Genomic DNA, 16278 nt, shown 5'->3' on the forward strand with positions numbered 1-16278 from the left:
CTTTCGGCCCGCTTCCTGCGAAAGCACGCCCAAGCCGGCCTGGCGGAGGCCGCTTGGGTTCCCGCCTTCGCGGGAATGACCGGATAGGGCGCGCGATCAGCCCCGACGCCCCCTAGCCGTTGTCGTTCGCGCCGGTCGCGCCGCGGTCGCGGGAGGCCGTTGTGCGCCGGCTTTCGCGGCTTTTCTGTTCGGCCCAATAGGTCGCGCCGTCGTCGGGCTTGAACAGGGCGCGCGGCGCGCCGGCCTTGGTGACCACCGCGAAGACATTGCCCTTGGGGTCGTAGATCAGGGTGTCGCCGTTGGCCCGCTGCAGGGTCTCGGCCCCGGCCGGCGGGTCGGAGACGAAGGCGTGGGCCTTGCGGACATAGTCGTCGAGATCGGCGGCGGCGAAGGCCGCGCCGTTGCGCTCGAAGCCGCGTTCGGCGTTCTCCTGGGCGGTGCGGGTGCGGCTGGCCGCCCACATCGGCTTGCCGGCGACCTTGGGCACAGGCGCGTCGCGCGGGTCGGAGCGCGGGGCCGCATCGGCATAGCGGGCCGGCGGGTCGAGGTCGGAGGCCGGCTGGGCCGCGGCGACATCGCCCGCCTTGGGCGCCTTCACGGCGGAAGCCCCGCCGTCGCAGGCGGTGAGAACCAGAACCGCGCCCAGGCTCGCCCCCAGGGCGGCTGCGGCGGAAAGACGGGACCCTAACCTCATGATCGATCTCCAGGTTGTCGCTCTACCTTGGCGATTAGTGAACGAAGACGGAACGGATGTCGAGTCCCTGTCAGGGAATTTGCGATCGGGGCTTACGCTTTGCCCCGTGTCGCTCTATGCGCCTGGGGACGAGGCGCGAACCGGAGGCCGACGACGTGGGCGACCAAGTGAGCGAGAGGCGGGTTCTTCTGATCGTCGGCGGCGGCGTGGCCGCCTACAAGGCGCTGGAGCTGGTGCGGCTGCTGCGCAAGGCCGGCGTCGGGGTGCGGCCGATCCTGACCCGGGCGGGCGCAAAGTTCGTCACCCCGCTGTCGCTGTCGGCCCTGGCCGAGGACAAGGTCTATAGCGAGCTGTTCTCGCTGACCGACGAGGCCGAGATGGGTCATATCGAGCTGTCGCGCTCGGCCGACCTGGTGGTGGTGGTCCCCGCCACCGCCGACCTGATCGCCAAGGCCGCCCACGGCCTGGCCGGCGACTTGGCCTCGACCACCCTGCTGGCCACCGACAAGCCGGTGCTGATGGCGCCGGCCATGAACGTGCGGATGTGGCTGCACCCGGCCACCCGGCGCAACATCGAGACCCTGAAGGCCGACGGCGTGGGCTTCGTCGGGCCTGACGAGGGGGCCATGGCCTGCGGCGAGTTCGGTCCGGGCCGCCTGGCCGAGCCGCCGGTGATCTTCGCGGCGGTCATGGCGGCGCTCAAAGGACCCGCCCCCCGGCCGCTGGCCGGGAAGCACGCCCTGGTCACCGCCGGCCCGACCTTCGAGCCGATCGACCCGGTGCGCGGCATCACCAACCGCTCCAGCGGCCGCCAGGGCTACGCCATCGCCGAGGCCCTGGCCCGGCTGGGCGCGCGCGTCACCCTGGTCAGCGGCCCGGTGGCCCTGGCCACCCCCCCGGGGGTCGACCGCGTCGACGTCGAGACGGCGCGCGACATGCTGGCCGCCTGCCAGGCCGCCTTGCCGGCCGACGTCGGGGTGTTCGTCGCCGCCGTCGCCGACTGGCGCATCGACGAGGTGTTCGGCGCCAAGCTGAAGAAGGACAAGCACGGCCCGCCGACCCTGGTCTTCGTCGAGAACCCCGACATCCTCGCCACCCTGTCGGCCACGGGCCCCAAGCGGCCCAGGCTTGTGATCGGCTTCGCGGCCGAGACCAACGACGTCGAGATGCACGCCCGGGCCAAGCTGGCCCGCAAGGGCTGCGACTGGATCATCGCCAACGACGTCACCGAACCCGGGGTGATGGGCGGCGAGGAGAACGCCGTCCTGCTGATCTCCAAGGACAAGACCGAACGCTGGGACCGGGCGGCCAAGGACGCCGTGGCCCACGACCTCGCCCAACGCATAGCCGAGAGCCTTTCATGACCACCCCGAACATCCCCGTCGTCCGCCTGGCCCACGCCGAGGGCCTGCCCCTGCCCGCCTACGAGACCGTCGGCGCGGCGGGCATGGACCTGCGGGCGGCGGTCGAGGAGGACGCGCCGATCGTGCTGAAGCCCGGCGCGCGGATCATGGCCCCGACCGGCCTGGCCTTCGCCGTGCCGCCGGGCTTCGAGGCCCAGGTGCGGCCGCGCTCGGGCCTGGCCGCCAAGGCCGGGGTCACCTGCCTGAACACCCCCGGCACCATCGACAGCGACTATCGCGGCGAGGTGAAGGTGATCCTGATCAATCTGGGCGAGGAGGACTTCACCATCCGTCGCGGCGACCGCATCGCCCAGCTGGTGATCGCGCCGGTGACCCAGGCCTCGTGGAGCCTGGTCGCCGACCTGGACGAGACCTCGCGCGGCGCCGGCGGCTTCGGCTCGACCGGCGGACGCTGAACGCCAGGCAAACGCCGCGGCGGCTTCAGCCGCCGTGCGCGCTGGCGGCGACCGCCAGATAGCCGCCGAATCCGACGGCGAAGGCCGCGGCGGCCAGCCACAGCACCGGGCGAAGCATCGAGAACGGACCGTCGGCGTCCATGCGCGTCCTTTGGTGCGGGCCAGGCCGGCCCGCTGCTGGAAATAGACGTCCCCCACCGCGCGGTTGCGCGGACGCCGGGCAAAGATGTCGCGATTCGTTGATAGCGAGCAATTGCCGCGACGGGTCGCTCTTTTGGCGATCTCATGAACCTTGTTCAGCTCGGCGGTTGATTTTTGGACGAGTGCGTCCATTTATCCCTTGTCGTCGATCGTGGTCCGATATATCGCGGCCTCGATCCACTGGATTGCATCGGGATTGGGGCCATGGCCGCGTCGAACAAGAAGCTTATTCCCCTGGTCGTGGGCGGCGTCGTCGCCGCGGCCCTGGTCGTCGGCGCCGGACTGTGGTTCGTCGACAAGCAGCGCTACGAGACCACCGACAACGCCTTCGTCCAGGCCGACACCGTCCAGGTCAGCCCGCAGGTCTCCGGCTATGTCGCCGAGGTGCTGGTCGCCGACAACCAGCGGGTCGCCGCCGGCCAGGTGGTGGCGCGCATCGATCCGGCTCCGCTGCAGGCCAAGCTCGACCAGGCCGTCGCCAACGCCCAGGCCCTGGAGGCCGCCATCCGCGGCGTCGACGACAAGGCCGCCCTGGAGCAGGCGATGATCGCCCAGCGCGCCGCCGGCGTCACCAGCGCCCAGGCCGACGCCGGCCGGGCCAGGGCCGACCTCGACCGCTATGACGCCCTGGCTCGCCAGGGCTGGGTGTCGCAACAGAAGGTGCAGACCGAGCGGGCCGGCGCCAAGCAGTCCGACGCTGCGGTGCAGAGCGCCCAGGCCGCCCTGCAGGCCGAGCGCCGCGCGGCCGAATCCCTGGGTTCGGCCCGGGCCCAGACCGTGGCCCAGGCCGCCGCCGCCCGCGCCGCCGTCGAACAGGCCCGCATCGATCTGGACCGTACGGTGATCCGCGCCCCGGTGGCCGGCGTCGTCGGGGCCCGCGCGGTGCGTCCGGGCCAGCTGGTCCAGCCCGGCGTCGCCCTGATGTCGATCGTGCCGGTCGGCGAGGGCTATGTCGTCGCCAACTTCAAGGAGACCCAGGTCGGCCGCCTGCGCGTCGGCCAGCCGGTCGAGATCCACGCCGACGCCTTCGGCAAGTCGGTGATCCGCGGCAGGCTGGACAGCTTCGCCCCGGCCACCGGGCAGGAGTTCGCCCTGATCCCGGTCGAGAACGCCGTCGGCAACTTCACCAAGATCACCCAGCGCCTGCCGGTGAAGATCGTCGTCGAGCATTCGATGCTCGGCGCGGCCCTGCGGCCCGGCCTGTCGGTCGACGTCAAGGTCGACGTCCGCGACCATTCCGGCCCGTCCTTCGCCGAGGCCGGCCAGCCGGCCGCCCGCCTGGCCCAGCAGGGCGTCGCGCGCTAGGCGCGCCTTCGCAGGATCCAGGCCATGACCGACGCCGCCCTCCCCGCCCCATCCTCCCCCTCTCCGGCCGCAAGGTCGGCGGCCGAGATCGACTGGCGTCGGCTGGTGCTGGGTTTCGGGGCCATGGTCATCGGCCAGTTCATGGCCATCCTCGATATCCAGATCGTCGCCGCCTCGCTGCCGCAGATCCAGGCCGGGGTCGGGGCCAGCACCGACCAGGTCAGCTGGATCCAGACCGCCTATCTGATCCCCGAGGTCGTGATGATCCCGCTGTCCGGGTACCTGTCACGGCTCTGGGGGACGCAACGCGTGTTCCTGATGTCCTGCCTGGGCTTCATGGTGATGAGCGTGCTGACCGGGCTCAGCTCGTCGATCGACATGATGATCATCACCCGGGCCCTGCAGGGCTTCATCGGCGGCGCGATGATCCCGACGGTGTTCGCCGTGGCCTTCACCGCCTTTCCGCCGGAGAAGCGGATCACGGCCAGCGTCATCATGGGCCTGATCGTCACCCTGGCCCCCACGGTCGGCCCGACCCTGGGCGGCCACCTGACCGAATGGCTCAGCTGGCGGTGGCTGTTCTTCATCAACGTGCCGACCGGCGTGCTGGTGCTGTTCGGCGTCGCCCGCTGGGGGGCGTTCGACAAGGGCGATCCCAGCCTGGCCAAGGGCTTCGACTGGTTCGGCCTGGCGGTGATGGCCGTGTTCTTGATGAGCCTGCAGTTCGTACTGGAGGAAGGCGCCAAGGACAACTGGTTCGAGGACGGCGGCATCCTGCTGCTGACCGTGGTCGCCGCGGTCGGCGGGGTGGTCTTCGTCTGGCGGCAGCTGACCTACGCCAATCCGATCGTCGAGCTGAGGGCCTTCGCCAATCGCAACTTCACGATCGGCGTGGCGATGACGGCGATGTCGGGGGCCAGCCTGTTCGGCGGCACCTTCCTGCTGCCGCAGTTCCTGGGCCGGGTGCGGCACTATTCGGCCTCGGAGGTCGGCACCACCATGATGGTCTCAGGCCTGTCGATGTTCGCCACCGGACCGCTGGCCGGCCGCCTGGTGCGCCGGGTCGATCCGCGCGTGCCGATGTGCGTCGGCTTCGCCATGGCCGGGATCGGCATGTACATGGCCCACGCCGTGACCAAGGACTGGGGGTTCTGGGAATTCGCCGGCGTCCAGGCCTGCCGCGGAGTCGGGGTGATGATCGCCATGATCGCCACCCAGCAGATCACCATGAGCACCCTGCCCCAGCACATGGTCAAGAACGCCTCGGGCCTGGTCAATCTGTCGCGCAACACCGGCGGCGCGATCGGCCTGGCCTTGCTGGCCACCTCGATCAGCAACCAGACGGCGCTGTACTACATGGGCCTGTCGTCGGAGATCGGCCAGGGCGACGCCCGCATGGCCGGCATGATGCAGGGCCTGACCGCGCGCATGGCCCAGCTGGGGGTCAGCGACCCCGGCGGCGCGGCCCGCAAGGCGATCGGCGGCATGCTGGAGCAGCAGGCCACCGTGCTGGCCTTCGGCGACACCTTCACCCTGCTGGCCTTCGGCTGTTTCATCGCCGCGGGGGTAGCGCTCCTGGCCCGGCCGGCCCGGAACGCGCCGCCGCCGCCTTCGGACGCCCACTGATGCCCAGAGTCGTCGGACAGATCGATCTCGCCAAGACCGAGGCCATCCTCGACGCCGCCGTCGAGGTGATCAGCCAGCGGGGCCTGGGCGCGCCGATGGCGGCCATCGCCACGCGGGCCGGGGTCTCCAAGCAGACCGTCTACAACCACTATGGCTCCAAGGCCGAGCTGGTGCGGGCGCTGATGTCCCGGCGCGTCGACCAGGTCACCGCGCCGCTGCGCACCGCCGACGCGGCCGACAGCCCGCGGGAAACGCTGGAGGCCTTCGCCCGCTCGATGCTGGAGATGGTGATCGTCCCCAAGGGCTATTCGGTGCTGCGGGTGGTGATCCAGAGCGCCGGCGAGATGCCCGACGTCGCCCGCGAGGTGTTCGAGGCCGGCCCGCGGCAGGCCCGCAACCAGCTGGCCGCCTTCCTGCGCCAGGAAAACGCGCGCGGCCGGCTGAAGGTCGACGACGCCGAGCAGGCGGCGGAATTCTTCGCCGGCATGGTCATGGGCCACAACCAGCTGCGGGTCCTGCTCAGCCTGCCGTCGGAAAAGACCGCGGCCGAGCATCACGCCGCGGCGGCCGAAGCCGCCGTGCGCTTCCTGCGGGCCTACGCGCCCTGATTGCCGATCAGGCCTCTGCCTCGTCGGGCATGCCCATCATGTGGAACCCGGCGTCGACATGGACCACTTCGCCGGTGGTCGAGCGGCCCAGGTCCGAGACCAGCCACAGGGCGGCGCCGGCGACGCCCTCCATCGAGGTGTCTTCCTTCATGGCGCTGAACGCCCGGCCCTGGGCGATCATGCCGCGGCCGCCGGCGATGCCGGCCAGGGCCAGGGTGCGCATGGCCCCGGCCGAGATGGCGTTGCAGCGGATGCCCTTGGGGCCCAGGTCGCGGGCGATGTAGCGGGTCGCCGCCTCCAGGGCGGCCTTGGCCACGCCCATGGTGTTGTAGTTCGGAATGGTCCGCTCCGACCCGAGATAGGTCATGGTGATCAGCGAGCCGCCATTGGGCATGATCTTCGCCGCCCGCTTGGCGACGTCGACGAAGCTGAAGGCCGAGATGTTCAGGGCCGTCAGGAAACCCTCGCGGGTGGTGTTGTCGACGAACGAACCCTTCAGCTCGTCCTTGTTGGCGAAGGCCACCGAATGGACGACGAAGTCGATCGTCCCGAACTTTTCCTCGATCGCGGCGAAGGCGGCGTCCATCGAGGCGTCGTCGGTGACGTCGGCCGGGATCAGGGTCGTCACCCCGATGCTCTCGGCCAGCGGCCGCACGCGACGCTCCAGCGCCTCGCCCTGGTAGGTGAAGGCCATCTCGGCGCCCTGGGCGGCCAGCTGCGAGGCGATGCCCCAGGCGATCGAATTGTGATTGGCCACGCCCATGACCAGGCCCTTCTTGCCCGCCATCAGCTCGCCCTTGGGGAATGCGTATTCGTCGGCCATCGGTTGGCTCTCCTGGGATCCTTGAGCGCTAGCTAGCAGGCCGCCGCGCGCTTCGGAACCCTTCAGACGTCGCCGACGGCCAAGCCCGGCAAGGCCACGCCCCTGGCGACGCCGGACAATCAGTCCGGCTTGCCGATGATCAGCGCGCCGTTGGTGCCGCCGAACCCGAAGCTGTTGGACATCACGGTGGTCAGCGGCCCGTCCTTGCGCGCCCGCAGGATCGGCAGGTCGGCGAATTCGGGGTCGAGATTTTCGATGTGGGCGCTCTCGGCGGCGAAGTCGTTGTCGAGCATCAGGATCGAATAGATCGCCTCCTGCGCCCCGGCCGCCCCCAGGCTGTGGCCGGTCAGCGACTTGGTCGAGGAGATCAGCGGCGGCTTGTCGCCGAACACCTCGCGCACCGCCCCCATCTCTTTGCTGTCGCCGACCGGCGTCGAGGTGCCGTGCGGGTTCAGATAGTCGATGGCGCGGCCGCCGGCCTGGGCCATGGCGATCTTCATGCAGCGGGCCGCGCCCTCGCCGGACGGGGCGACCATGTCGTAGCCGTCGGAATTGGCGGCGTAGCCGACGACCTCGCCATAGATCTTGGCCCCGCGCGCCTTGGCGTGCTCGTATTCTTCCAGCACCACGATCCCGGCCCCGCCGGCGATCACGAAGCCGTCGCGGTCCTTGTCATAGGCGCGGCTGGCCACGGCCGGGCGGTCGTTGAAGCCGCTGCTCATCGCGCCCATCGCGTCGAACAGGTTGGACAGGGTCCAGTCCAGCTCCTCGCAGCCGCCGGCGAAGACGATGTCCTGCTTGCCCATCTGGATCTGCTCGGCGCCCGCGCCGATGCAGTGGGCGCTGGTCGCGCAGGCCGAGCTGATCGAATAGTTGGTCCCGCGGATCTTGAACCAGGTCGACAGCACCGCCGAGGGGCCCGAGCACATCGCCTTGGGCACCGCGAACGGTCCGATGCGCTTGGGGCCCTTTTCCTTGGTGGTCGCGGCGGCCTGGACGATGATGCTGGTCGAGGGACCGCCCGAACCGACGATCAGGCCGGTGCGTTCGTTCGAAACCTCGGTCTCGCCGAGACCGGAGTCGGCGATCGCCTGTTCCATGGCGATGTGGGCGTAGGCCAGGCCGGGCGACAGGAAACGCGCCGCGCGACGGTCGACCAGCGGCTCCCACTCGATCTGGGGCGCGGCGTAGACTTGGCAGCGGAACCCCAGTTCCGCATAGTCCGGCGCGGCGACCACGCCGGATTTGGCTTCACGCAGTGAGGCGAGCACCTCATTGGCGTTGTTGCCGATGGACGAGACGATCCCAAGTCCGGTGACGACGACGCGACGCATGAAAAATCCTCTTCTCTCCCCATGATCCCAAGCGGTCGACTCTGAGGGCCGACCCTATGGCAGGATCATGACGCCATCTGTTCGGCGGTGAACAGGCCGACCTTGAGGTCCTTGGCTTCGTAGATGGGCTGGCCGTCAGCCTCCATCACGCCGTCGCCGATGCCCATCACCAGCTTGCGGATGATCACCCGTTTCAGATCGATCTTGTAGGTCACCTTCTTGACGACCGGCGTGACCTGGCCGGTGAACTTCACCTCGCCGACGCCCAGGGCGCGGCCGCGGCCCGGGGCCCCGGACCAGCCGAGGAAGAAGCCGACCAGCTGCCACATGGCGTCCAGGCCCAGGCAGCCGGGCATCACCGGGTCGCCGATGAAGTGGCAGGCGAAGAACCACAGGTCGGGATTGATGTCGAACTCAGCCTCGACATAGCCCTTGCCGTACTTGCCGCCGTCCGACTCGATGCGGACGATGCGATCGAACATCAGCATCGGCGGCACCGGCAGCTGGGCGTTGCCGGGGCCGAACATCTCGCCCCGGCCGCAGGCCAGAAGCTCGTCGAAGGTGTAGGAACTCTTTTGCATGGCCCCGCCCTAGCACGAGGGCGGGGCGCGCCTCAATGTTACTTTCGGTAACGCGCGTGAAGGATCGGCGCGCCGATCCCGCCTTTATTCGCGGCACTGGACGCCGGGCGCGGCGCCCCAGATCTCGCCTTGGGGCGCCCAGCCGGACTCCCCGTCGGCCTTCAGCCGGCACCAGCCCTTCTCGCAGCGGTCGAGCCCGGCGGTCGAGCGGCCGGCCAGATAGGCGGTGACATGGGCGCTGGCCTTGGGCTGGGCCCGCAGCGGCAAGGGCGAGGCCTGCACCCGCATGGCCGTGCGGCGGCCGTCGGTGGTGCGCTTGTGGACCCAGGCCAGATTGCCCTCCGGATCGCAGATTCGCCGCCACTCGCGGGTTTCGGCCACCACCTGCACCGGCAGGCCCCTGGCCTTGTAGATCCACAGCAGCCGATGCTCCTCGTCGGGCCCGACCCGGGCGTTCACCTCGCCATATTTCAGCGAGACGTAGCGCGGCACGTCCATGCCCGACGGCGTCACCCGGGGGGCCTGGGCCCACGCGCCGCCCGCCGCGCCGAAAACCAGCGCGATCAGGACCAGGAGGCCGAGCGAACGATGTTTGCGATTCGTCGGCATGTTGCTTGGCCGCATGGGGCCCCTTTGCTACAGATTTCCCAGACCCCGTCAGGGAAGGCTTTTCGAACCGCTCATGTCAGCTCGCAAGCTCAAAGTCATCGTCACCCGCAAACTCCCCGATCCGGTGGAGACGCGGATGTGCGAGCTGTTCGACACCCGGCTCAACGTCACCGACAAACCCTTGACGGCCGATGAACTGGTCGAGGCCATGGCCGACTGCGACGTGCTGGTGCCGACCATCACCGACCGCATCGATTCGCGCCTGCTGTCGCGGTCCGGCGACCGGCTCAAGCTGATCGCCAATTTCGGGGCCGGGGTCGACAATATCGACGTCGCCACCGCCAACGCCCGCGGCATCATCGTCACCAACACCCCCGGCGTGCTGACCGAGGACACCGCCGACCTGACCATGACCTTGATCATGGCCGCCTCGCGCCGGATCGTCGAAGGCGCCGAGGTGGTCAAGGCCGGCGGCTTCCATGGGTGGTCGCCGACCTGGATGCTGGGCCGCCGCCTGTGGGGCAAGCGCCTGGGCATCATCGGCATGGGCCGCATCGGCCAGGCGGTGGCCCGCCGCGCCAAGGCCTTCGGCATGCAGGTGCATTACCACAACCGCAAGCCCGTCAGCCCGCGCATCGCCGAGGAGGTCGGGGCCACCTACTGGGAGAGCCTGGACCAGATGCTGGCCCGGATGGACTTCATCTCGGTCAACTGCCCGCACACGCCCGCCACCTACCACCTGCTGTCGGCCCGCCGGCTGAAGCTGCTGCGGCCGCAGAGCATCGTCGTCAACACCGCCCGCGGCGAGGTCATCGACGAGGGCGCCCTGGCCAACATGCTGGCCCGCGGCGAGATCGCCGGAGCCGGCCTGGACGTCTACGAGAACGAGCCGGCCATCAATCCCAAGCTCCTGAAGCTGCCCAACGTCGTCCTGCTGCCGCACATGGGCTCGGCCACCGTCGAGGGCCGCATCGACATGGGCGAAAAGGTCATCGTCAACGTCAAGACCTTCATGGACGGACACCGGCCGCCGGATAGGGTGATCCCGTCGATGCTGTAGGCGTCAGCCGCCACAGCTCGAACACCCCGGATCCGCGCCGATCCGCACCGTCCGCGCCTCAGCGGCCAGGGCGTCGTAGATCAGCAGGCGGCCGGACAGCGGCTCGCCTGCGCCGGTGATCACCTTCACGGCTTCCAGGGCCATCGTCGAGCCGATGACACCGGCCAGGGCCCCGACCACCCCGACCAGGGCGCAGGTCTCGGCGTCCGGCGGGATCTCGGGGACCAGGCAGCGGTAGCAGGGGCGGCCGTGGAACACCCCCACCTGGCCGGTCCAGCGGCCCAGGGCCCCGCTGACCAGGGGCTTGCCCTCGGCCAGGCAGGCGTCGCTGACCGCGAAACGGGTGGCGAAGTCGTCGGTGCCGTCGAGCACTAGGTCATACCCCGATATGACCGCCCGGGCGTTGGTCTCGTCCAGCCATACCGGGTGGGTCTCGACGACCAGGTGCGGGTTCAGCGCGACGAGATGCTCGGTCGCCGCCTCGACCTTGGACCGACCCGCATCGGCGGTGGCGAACAGCACCTGGCGCTGCAGGTTGGACAGCGAGACGGTGTCGGCGTCGGCCAGGCCCAGGGTCCCGACCCCGGCGGCGGCGAGGTAGAGGGCGGCGGGCGAGCCCAACCCCCCCGCCCCGACCACCAGCACCCGGGCGGCCTTGAGTTTCTGCTGGCCCGGTCCGCCGATCTCCCGCAGCACCAGATGGCGGGCGTAGCGTTCGACTTCGGCCGCTGAAAAGCTCATCGTGCTTGACCCTCACCGTCCGCCTCGCCACATGCGAAGCCATGCAAAGCAACCATTCCTCCCCCGCCGGCAATTTTCCAGACTGGCACGGCACGACTATTCTGGCGGTGCGCAAGAACGGCCGGACCGTGATCGCCGGCGACGGACAGGTCTCCATGGGCCCTACCATCGTCAAGGGCAACGCCCGCAAGGTGCGTCGCCTGGCCGGCGACAAGGTGGTGGCCGGCTTCGCCGGGGCCACGGCCGACGCCTTCACCCTGATCGAACGGCTGGAGGCCAAGCTCGAGCAATATCCCGACCAGCTGGCGCGGGCCTGCGTCGACTTGGCCAAGGACTGGCGCACCGACCGCTATCTGCGCCGGCTCGAAGCCATGCTGCTGGTCGCCGACGCGACCTCGATCTACACCGTCACCGGGGTCGGCGACGTGTTGGAGCCGGGGGAGAACGCCGGCGGCTCGGTGGCCGCCATCGGTTCGGGCGGCAACTACGCCCTGGCCGCGGCCAAGGCCCTGATCGACCAGGACCTCTCCGCCGAAGAGATCGCCCGGCGTGCGATGGCCATCGCCGCCGAGATCTGCGTCTACACCAATGGCAATCTGACGGTCGAAAGCCTCTGAATCTCGTCCGGCGGCGCGGATTTCACATGCCAGCGGCCGCGCCTGACCTAAGCTGGGCCCGGGAGGCCCGCGCATGTTCAAGACCGTTCTGATCACCGCCGTCCTGGCGACCGCCGCGCCGGCCGGGTCCGCGACGCCGTCGCCGGCCGAGATCGAGCAGGCCGAGCGCGCCTTCGCCGCCGACGGCCTGGCGCTCGGTATCCGCGACTCGTTCCTCAAGCACATGGCCGACGACGCCATCGTCTTTCGCCCAGGCCCGGTCGGCGCCAAGGCGCTCTACGCCAAACGGCCGTCCAGCAAGACGCCCCAGCTGCAATGGTGGCCGCAGACGGTGGTGATCGCCCGCTCCGGCGACCTGGGCCTGTCGGTCGGCCCCTGGGCGATCGACGGCAAGCGCGGCGGCTACTACGCCACCATCTGGCGCAAGGATGCGGCCGGCGCGTGGAAATGGGTCTATGACGGCGGGGCCGAGGCCGACGCCGCCAAGGCGCCCGATCCGGAGAGCCGGGCTAGCTATGGCCCCGTTTCGACCAGCGGCGCAGGCTCGGCCGCCGCCGGCCTGGCGCAAGCCCAGGCCGCCGAGCGAGACCTGGCCTCCGCCGCCGCCAAGGACGCGCCGAGGGCCTATGAGCGCCTGCTGGCGACCGACGCCCTGCTGACCGGCCCGACCGGAACCGAAGCCCTGGCGGCCGACGACCGCAAGGGCCGGCTGGCGGTCCGCCCCGCGGCCATGGCCCTCACGCCAGAAGGCGGCGGCGCCTCGGCGGCCGGCGACCTGGCCTGGACCTACGGCGCCGTTCGCTGGACGTTGGCCGGTCCCAAACCGGTCACGGCGCACTATATGCATGTCTGGCAAAAGCGCGCCGAAGGCTGGCGCCTGATCTTCGAGACCCTGAACACCGACCCATGACCGAATTTTCCCCCCGCGAGATCGTTTCCGAGCTCGACCGCTACATCGTCGGCCATACCGACGCCAAGAAGGCCGTCGCCGTGGCCCTGCGCAACCGCTGGCGCCGCCGCCGGGTGCCGGCCGACCTGCGCGACGAGGTCACGCCCAAGAACATCCTGCTGATCGGTCCCACGGGGGTCGGCAAGACCGAGATCGCCCGCCGCCTGGCGCGCCTGGCCCAGGCGCCGTTCCTGAAGGTCGAGGCCACCAAGTTCACCGAGGTCGGCTATGTCGGCCGCGACGTCGACCAGATCGTCCGCGACCTGGTGGAAAGCGCCCTGGCCATGGTCCGCGACAAGCGCCGGGCCGGGGTCAAGGCCAAGGCTGAGGCGGCGGCAGAGGAACGGATCCTCGACGCCCTGACCGGTCCCGGCGCGACCGCGGCCCGCGACAGCTTCCGCAAGAAGCTGCGGGCCGGCGAGCTGGACGACAAGGAGGTCGAGCTGCAGCTGGCCGACACCGGCGGCGGCGGCATGTTCGAGATCCCCGGCCAGCCGGGCGCGTCGGTGCTGAACCTGTCGGAGATGATGAAGTCGCTGGGCGGGGGCCGCACCAAGACCCACAAGACCACCGTCGCCGGGGCCTGGGCCCCGCTGATTGCCGAGGAGAGCGACAAGCTGCTCGACCAGGAGGCGCTGACCCAGGAAGCCCTGGAGCTGGCCGAGAACCACGGCATCGTCTTCCTGGACGAGATCGACAAGGTCGCCTCCTCCAGCCAGCGCGGGGGCGCCGACGTGTCGAGAGAGGGCGTGCAGCGCGACCTGCTGCCGCTGATCGAGGGCACCACCGTCTCGACCAAGTACGGGCCGGTGAAGACCGACCACATCCTGTTCATCGCCTCCGGCGCCTTCCACGTGGCCAAGCCCAGCGACCTGCTGCCCGAATTGCAGGGCCGGCTGCCGATCCGGGTCGAGCTGAAGGGCCTGACCCGCGACGACCTGCGCCGCATCCTGACCGAACCGGAGGCCAACCTGGTCCGCCAGCACCAGGCGCTGATGCTGACCGAGGGCGTGACCCTGGTGTTCACCGACGAGGCGATCGACGCCGTGGCCGATGCGGCGGTAGCGGTCAACGCCTCGGTCGAGAACATCGGCGCCCGGCGCCTGCAGACCATTCTGGAAAAGGTGGTCGAGGACATCAGCTTCACCGCCGCCGACCGTTCCGGCGAGACGGTGACCGTCGATGCGGCCTATGTGAAGGAGCGGATCGGAGCCCTGGCCGCCAACGCCGACCTCAGCCGGTTCATCCTCTAAAAGGACGCCGCCCGGGGAGAGGGTTCAGGAGAAGGCCTTCTGCTCGACCTCGACCTGACTCGCGGCCGCCTTGGCGTGGTCGCGGAGCCAGTCCGGGGGCAGGCGTCGGAAATGCTCGGCCAAGGCTGGAACGCGTTCGACGTCGCCCGCGTGGCAGTTGGCGATCTCGTGGCCCATGGCGGTCAGCATGTCCGACGATAGCAACGCGCCGCCCGAATCCTGGGCCTCGATCTTGCGGCTGTTGGGCGAGAGGCGGCGAACCGCAATCCCGTCGGCGACCCGATAGTGCGGATCCCCGGCCCGGAACCGACCGGCGGCGATGTCATGGATCCGAATGGCGGGATCGCCGCCATGCCTCAGCAGCCAGGCCGAGACCACCATCGCCTTGGCCTCGCGCAACACCGGCCCGCCGCGCCAGTCCGCCCGGGCCACGAAGCGCGGCCGTCCCAGGCTGCCGACCCCGGCGGTTCGCGCGAAGGTCTCGAACGGTCCGGCCGGATCGGGCAAGGCGGTCCGCAAGGCCTCCCGATAACGCGGCGGAATGGCCTGGGACGAAGGCGCCGTGAACTTTCGCCAGTAGGCGGCGCGCTCGGCCTCGCGCAGCATCACCGCCTGGCGCAGCCACCTGTGATCGCGCTCCAGGATGAACGGCGCGGGGGCGGCCAGGCCGGCGGCGTAGCCGGCCAGGATGGCGTCGCAGATCTCGCGGGCCCCTGAGGCCTTGTCGGTCCGCGCCAGCAAGGCGCTGGCCGCCAGCCGCACCAGGTCGAGGGGATAGGGCATGATCGCCGCGTCGTCGAAATCGTTGACGCCCCAGACCAGCCGGCCCTCGGCGTCGCGCCAGCAGCCGAAGTTCTCGACGTGGATGTCGCCGACCGCCAGCACCGGCGGCGCGGTCGCCAGGTCCGGGCAGATGTCGAGAATGGTCTCCGCCCAGCGCCAGTAGGTCGCCCGCAGGAAGGCGAAGGGGCCGGACCGCATCTTGTCGTGCTTCTCGGCAAGGTCGGCCTCGACGAGATCTGCGCCAAGTTCGCTCCTCAGCCAGGCCTCGTAGCCCCGCGTCGAAGCCTTGATCGAGGTGGTCATGGCGCTGTCCCCGCCAGCGATCTGGCGCGATCGCCGCGGAACACTATGCCCCGGCGCGCCGACGCCGGCCAGAAATCAGGCTGAAAACCGGGCGCTGGCTTCCATCCCCAGCATCGCCGCCTTGCGGCCCAGGCCCCAGTGATAGCCGGTCAGCCGGCCGTCCTTGGCGATCGCCCGGTGGCAGGGGATCAGCAGCGAGATCGGATTGGCCCCGATCGCGCCGCCGGTGGCCTGGTAAGCGCGCGGCTTGCCGGCCCAGGCGGCGATCTCGCCATAGGTGCTGGTCGCCCCCGGCGGAATTCGCAGCAGGGCCTTCCAGACCTGGATGTTGAACGGCGAGCCGATCAGCACCACCGGCAAGGGGTCCTCGCCGCCGGCGAAGGCGTGGATCGCCGTCCGGGCGGCGACCGCGTCGTCGCGCCGCCAGTCGGCGGCCGGGAAGCGCCGGTGCATGTCGTCGAAGGTCGCTTCGTCGTCGCCGTCGGAAAAGGCCAGGCCCGCCAGCCCGCGCGGGGCCATGACGAACAGGCCCTTGCCGTAGGGGGTGGGCGCCCAGCCCCAGGTCAGGTTCATGCCCTCGCCGCGCCGACGCACGTCGCCCGGCGTCACCGCCTCCTGGGCGATGAACAGGTCGTGCAGCCGCGAAGGGCCCGACAGGCCCGCGTCATAGGCCGCGTCCAGCACGCTGGCCCCCTCTTCCAGCGACCGCCGCGCCTCGGCATGGGCGATGGCGGCGACAAAGGTCTTGGGGCTGACCCCGGCCCAGCGGCTGAACACCCGCTGGAAGTGGAACGGCGACAGGCCCACCGCCTGGGCCGCCTCGTCGAGCGACGGCCGCTCCTGCCAGCGGTCGGCCAGCCAGGTCAGGGCCTTGGCCATGCGGTCATAGTCCGCCGACCGTTCGGTCAGGTGGGCGAAGGCCTGGGAAGGGGAAACATCGAGAGCCATGAGCGAAAGATAGTGCGGCCGGGC

Annotated in this window: 18 protein-coding genes; 9 read left to right on the forward strand and 9 right to left on the reverse strand. The window is 70.2% G+C overall.

Annotation, left to right across the window (positions count from 1 at the left end; genetic code table 11):
* Nucleotides 1–112 precede the first annotated feature (112 nt).
* On the reverse strand, nt 113–694 hold the full coding sequence (locus tag ACIPQB_RS03570; protein WP_446483820.1) for a hypothetical protein: 582 nt from the start codon (nt 692–694) through the stop codon (nt 113–115).
* A 167-nt stretch (nt 695–861) separates the two neighbouring features.
* Here ACIPQB_RS03570 and coaBC point away from each other — a divergent pair, with 167 nt between their 5' ends.
* Nucleotides 862–2058, forward strand: a complete 1197-nt coding sequence (gene coaBC, locus ACIPQB_RS03575; RefSeq protein WP_446483979.1) for a bifunctional phosphopantothenoylcysteine decarboxylase/phosphopantothenate--cysteine ligase CoaBC — start codon at nt 862–864, stop codon at nt 2056–2058.
* Nucleotides 2055–2513 carry a dUTP diphosphatase gene (dut, locus tag ACIPQB_RS03580; RefSeq protein WP_446483821.1) on the forward strand — a complete coding sequence of 153 codons (459 nt, stop codon included), beginning with the start codon at nt 2055–2057 and terminating at the stop codon, nt 2511–2513. Before coaBC ends, dut begins: the two co-directional genes overlap by 4 nt.
* A gap of 25 nt (nt 2514–2538) precedes the next feature.
* Here the strand turns inward: dut and ACIPQB_RS03585 are convergent, their stop codons facing one another.
* The gene (locus ACIPQB_RS03585) at nt 2539–2655 is read right to left on the reverse strand and encodes a hypothetical protein (RefSeq protein WP_446483822.1); all 117 of its coding nucleotides are present in this window, start codon (nt 2653–2655) and stop codon (nt 2539–2541) included.
* A 263-nt stretch (nt 2656–2918) separates the two neighbouring features.
* Between ACIPQB_RS03585 and ACIPQB_RS03590 the strand changes: the two genes are divergently transcribed.
* Genes ACIPQB_RS03590 through ACIPQB_RS03600 form a run of 3 tightly spaced genes read left to right on the forward strand, consistent with a single transcriptional unit; the run spans nt 2919 to nt 6253 of the window.
* Nucleotides 2919–4019 (forward strand): HlyD family secretion protein, encoded by a 1101-nt coding sequence (locus ACIPQB_RS03590; RefSeq protein WP_446483823.1) that lies wholly within the window; start codon nt 2919–2921, stop codon nt 4017–4019.
* Nucleotides 4020–4043: 24 nt separating this feature from the next.
* Nucleotides 4044–5645 carry a DHA2 family efflux MFS transporter permease subunit gene (locus ACIPQB_RS03595; protein WP_446483824.1) on the forward strand — a complete coding sequence of 534 codons (1602 nt, stop codon included), beginning with the start codon at nt 4044–4046 and terminating at the stop codon, nt 5643–5645.
* The gene (locus ACIPQB_RS03600; RefSeq protein WP_446483825.1) at nt 5645–6253 is read left to right on the forward strand and encodes a TetR/AcrR family transcriptional regulator; all 609 of its coding nucleotides are present in this window, start codon (nt 5645–5647) and stop codon (nt 6251–6253) included. Before ACIPQB_RS03595 ends, ACIPQB_RS03600 begins: the two co-directional genes overlap by 1 nt.
* Before the next feature lie 7 nt (nt 6254–6260).
* Here the strand turns inward: ACIPQB_RS03600 and ACIPQB_RS03605 are convergent, their stop codons facing one another.
* From ACIPQB_RS03605 to ACIPQB_RS03620, 4 genes are all read right to left on the reverse strand, one after another.
* The gene (locus ACIPQB_RS03605) at nt 6261–7076 is read right to left on the reverse strand and encodes an enoyl-ACP reductase FabI (protein ID WP_446483826.1); all 816 of its coding nucleotides are present in this window, start codon (nt 7074–7076) and stop codon (nt 6261–6263) included.
* A gap of 119 nt (nt 7077–7195) precedes the next feature.
* Nucleotides 7196–8410 (reverse strand): beta-ketoacyl-ACP synthase I, encoded by a 1215-nt coding sequence (gene fabB / locus ACIPQB_RS03610; protein ID WP_446483827.1) that lies wholly within the window; start codon nt 8408–8410, stop codon nt 7196–7198.
* Nucleotides 8411–8475: 65 nt separating this feature from the next.
* Entirely contained in the window at nt 8476–8991 is a 516-nt protein-coding gene (gene fabA / locus ACIPQB_RS03615; RefSeq protein ID WP_446483828.1) for a 3-hydroxyacyl-[acyl-carrier-protein] dehydratase FabA, read from the reverse strand.
* 84 nt (nt 8992–9075) lie between these two features.
* A complete protein-coding gene (locus ACIPQB_RS03620) occupies nt 9076–9600 on the reverse strand; it encodes an SH3 domain-containing protein (RefSeq protein ID WP_446483829.1) in 525 nt (174 codons plus the stop codon).
* Between the two features lie 73 nt (nt 9601–9673).
* On the opposite strand from ACIPQB_RS03620, the gene ACIPQB_RS03625 reads away from it, so the two are divergent.
* Nucleotides 9674–10660 carry a 2-hydroxyacid dehydrogenase gene (locus tag ACIPQB_RS03625; protein WP_446483830.1) on the forward strand — a complete coding sequence of 329 codons (987 nt, stop codon included), beginning with the start codon at nt 9674–9676 and terminating at the stop codon, nt 10658–10660.
* 3 nt (nt 10661–10663) lie between these two features.
* On the opposite strand, the gene ACIPQB_RS03630 is transcribed toward ACIPQB_RS03625, so the two are convergent.
* Nucleotides 10664–11401 (reverse strand): HesA/MoeB/ThiF family protein, encoded by a 738-nt coding sequence (locus ACIPQB_RS03630; RefSeq protein ID WP_446483831.1) that lies wholly within the window; start codon nt 11399–11401, stop codon nt 10664–10666.
* Nucleotides 11402–11406: 5 nt separating this feature from the next.
* On the opposite strand from ACIPQB_RS03630, the gene hslV reads away from it, so the two are divergent.
* The 3 genes from hslV to hslU all read left to right on the forward strand — a co-directional run bounded on the left by hslV (nt 11407) and on the right by hslU (nt 14220).
* Nucleotides 11407–12018: an ATP-dependent protease subunit HslV gene (gene hslV / locus ACIPQB_RS03635; protein ID WP_446483832.1), complete on the forward strand. Its 612-nt coding sequence runs from the start codon at nt 11407–11409 to the stop codon at nt 12016–12018.
* A gap of 73 nt (nt 12019–12091) precedes the next feature.
* Nucleotides 12092–12928: a DUF4440 domain-containing protein gene (locus ACIPQB_RS03640; protein WP_446483833.1), complete on the forward strand. Its 837-nt coding sequence runs from the start codon at nt 12092–12094 to the stop codon at nt 12926–12928.
* Nucleotides 12925–14220, forward strand: coding sequence for an ATP-dependent protease ATPase subunit HslU (gene hslU / locus ACIPQB_RS03645; RefSeq protein WP_446483834.1), 1296 nt, complete (start codon nt 12925–12927; stop codon nt 14218–14220). The genes ACIPQB_RS03640 and hslU overlap by 4 nt, the downstream gene beginning before the upstream one ends.
* Before the next feature lie 24 nt (nt 14221–14244).
* Here hslU and ACIPQB_RS03650 read toward each other — a convergent pair whose 3' ends face one another.
* Nucleotides 14245–15306, reverse strand: coding sequence for a DUF2252 family protein (locus ACIPQB_RS03650; RefSeq protein ID WP_446483835.1), 1062 nt, complete (start codon nt 15304–15306; stop codon nt 14245–14247).
* 75 nt (nt 15307–15381) lie between these two features.
* The gene (locus tag ACIPQB_RS03655; RefSeq protein WP_446483836.1) at nt 15382–16254 is read right to left on the reverse strand and encodes a methylated-DNA--[protein]-cysteine S-methyltransferase; all 873 of its coding nucleotides are present in this window, start codon (nt 16252–16254) and stop codon (nt 15382–15384) included.
* Nucleotides 16255–16278: the final 24 nt, after the last annotated feature.

It is taken from the genome of Caulobacter sp. LARHSG274 (genome assembly GCF_052871235.1).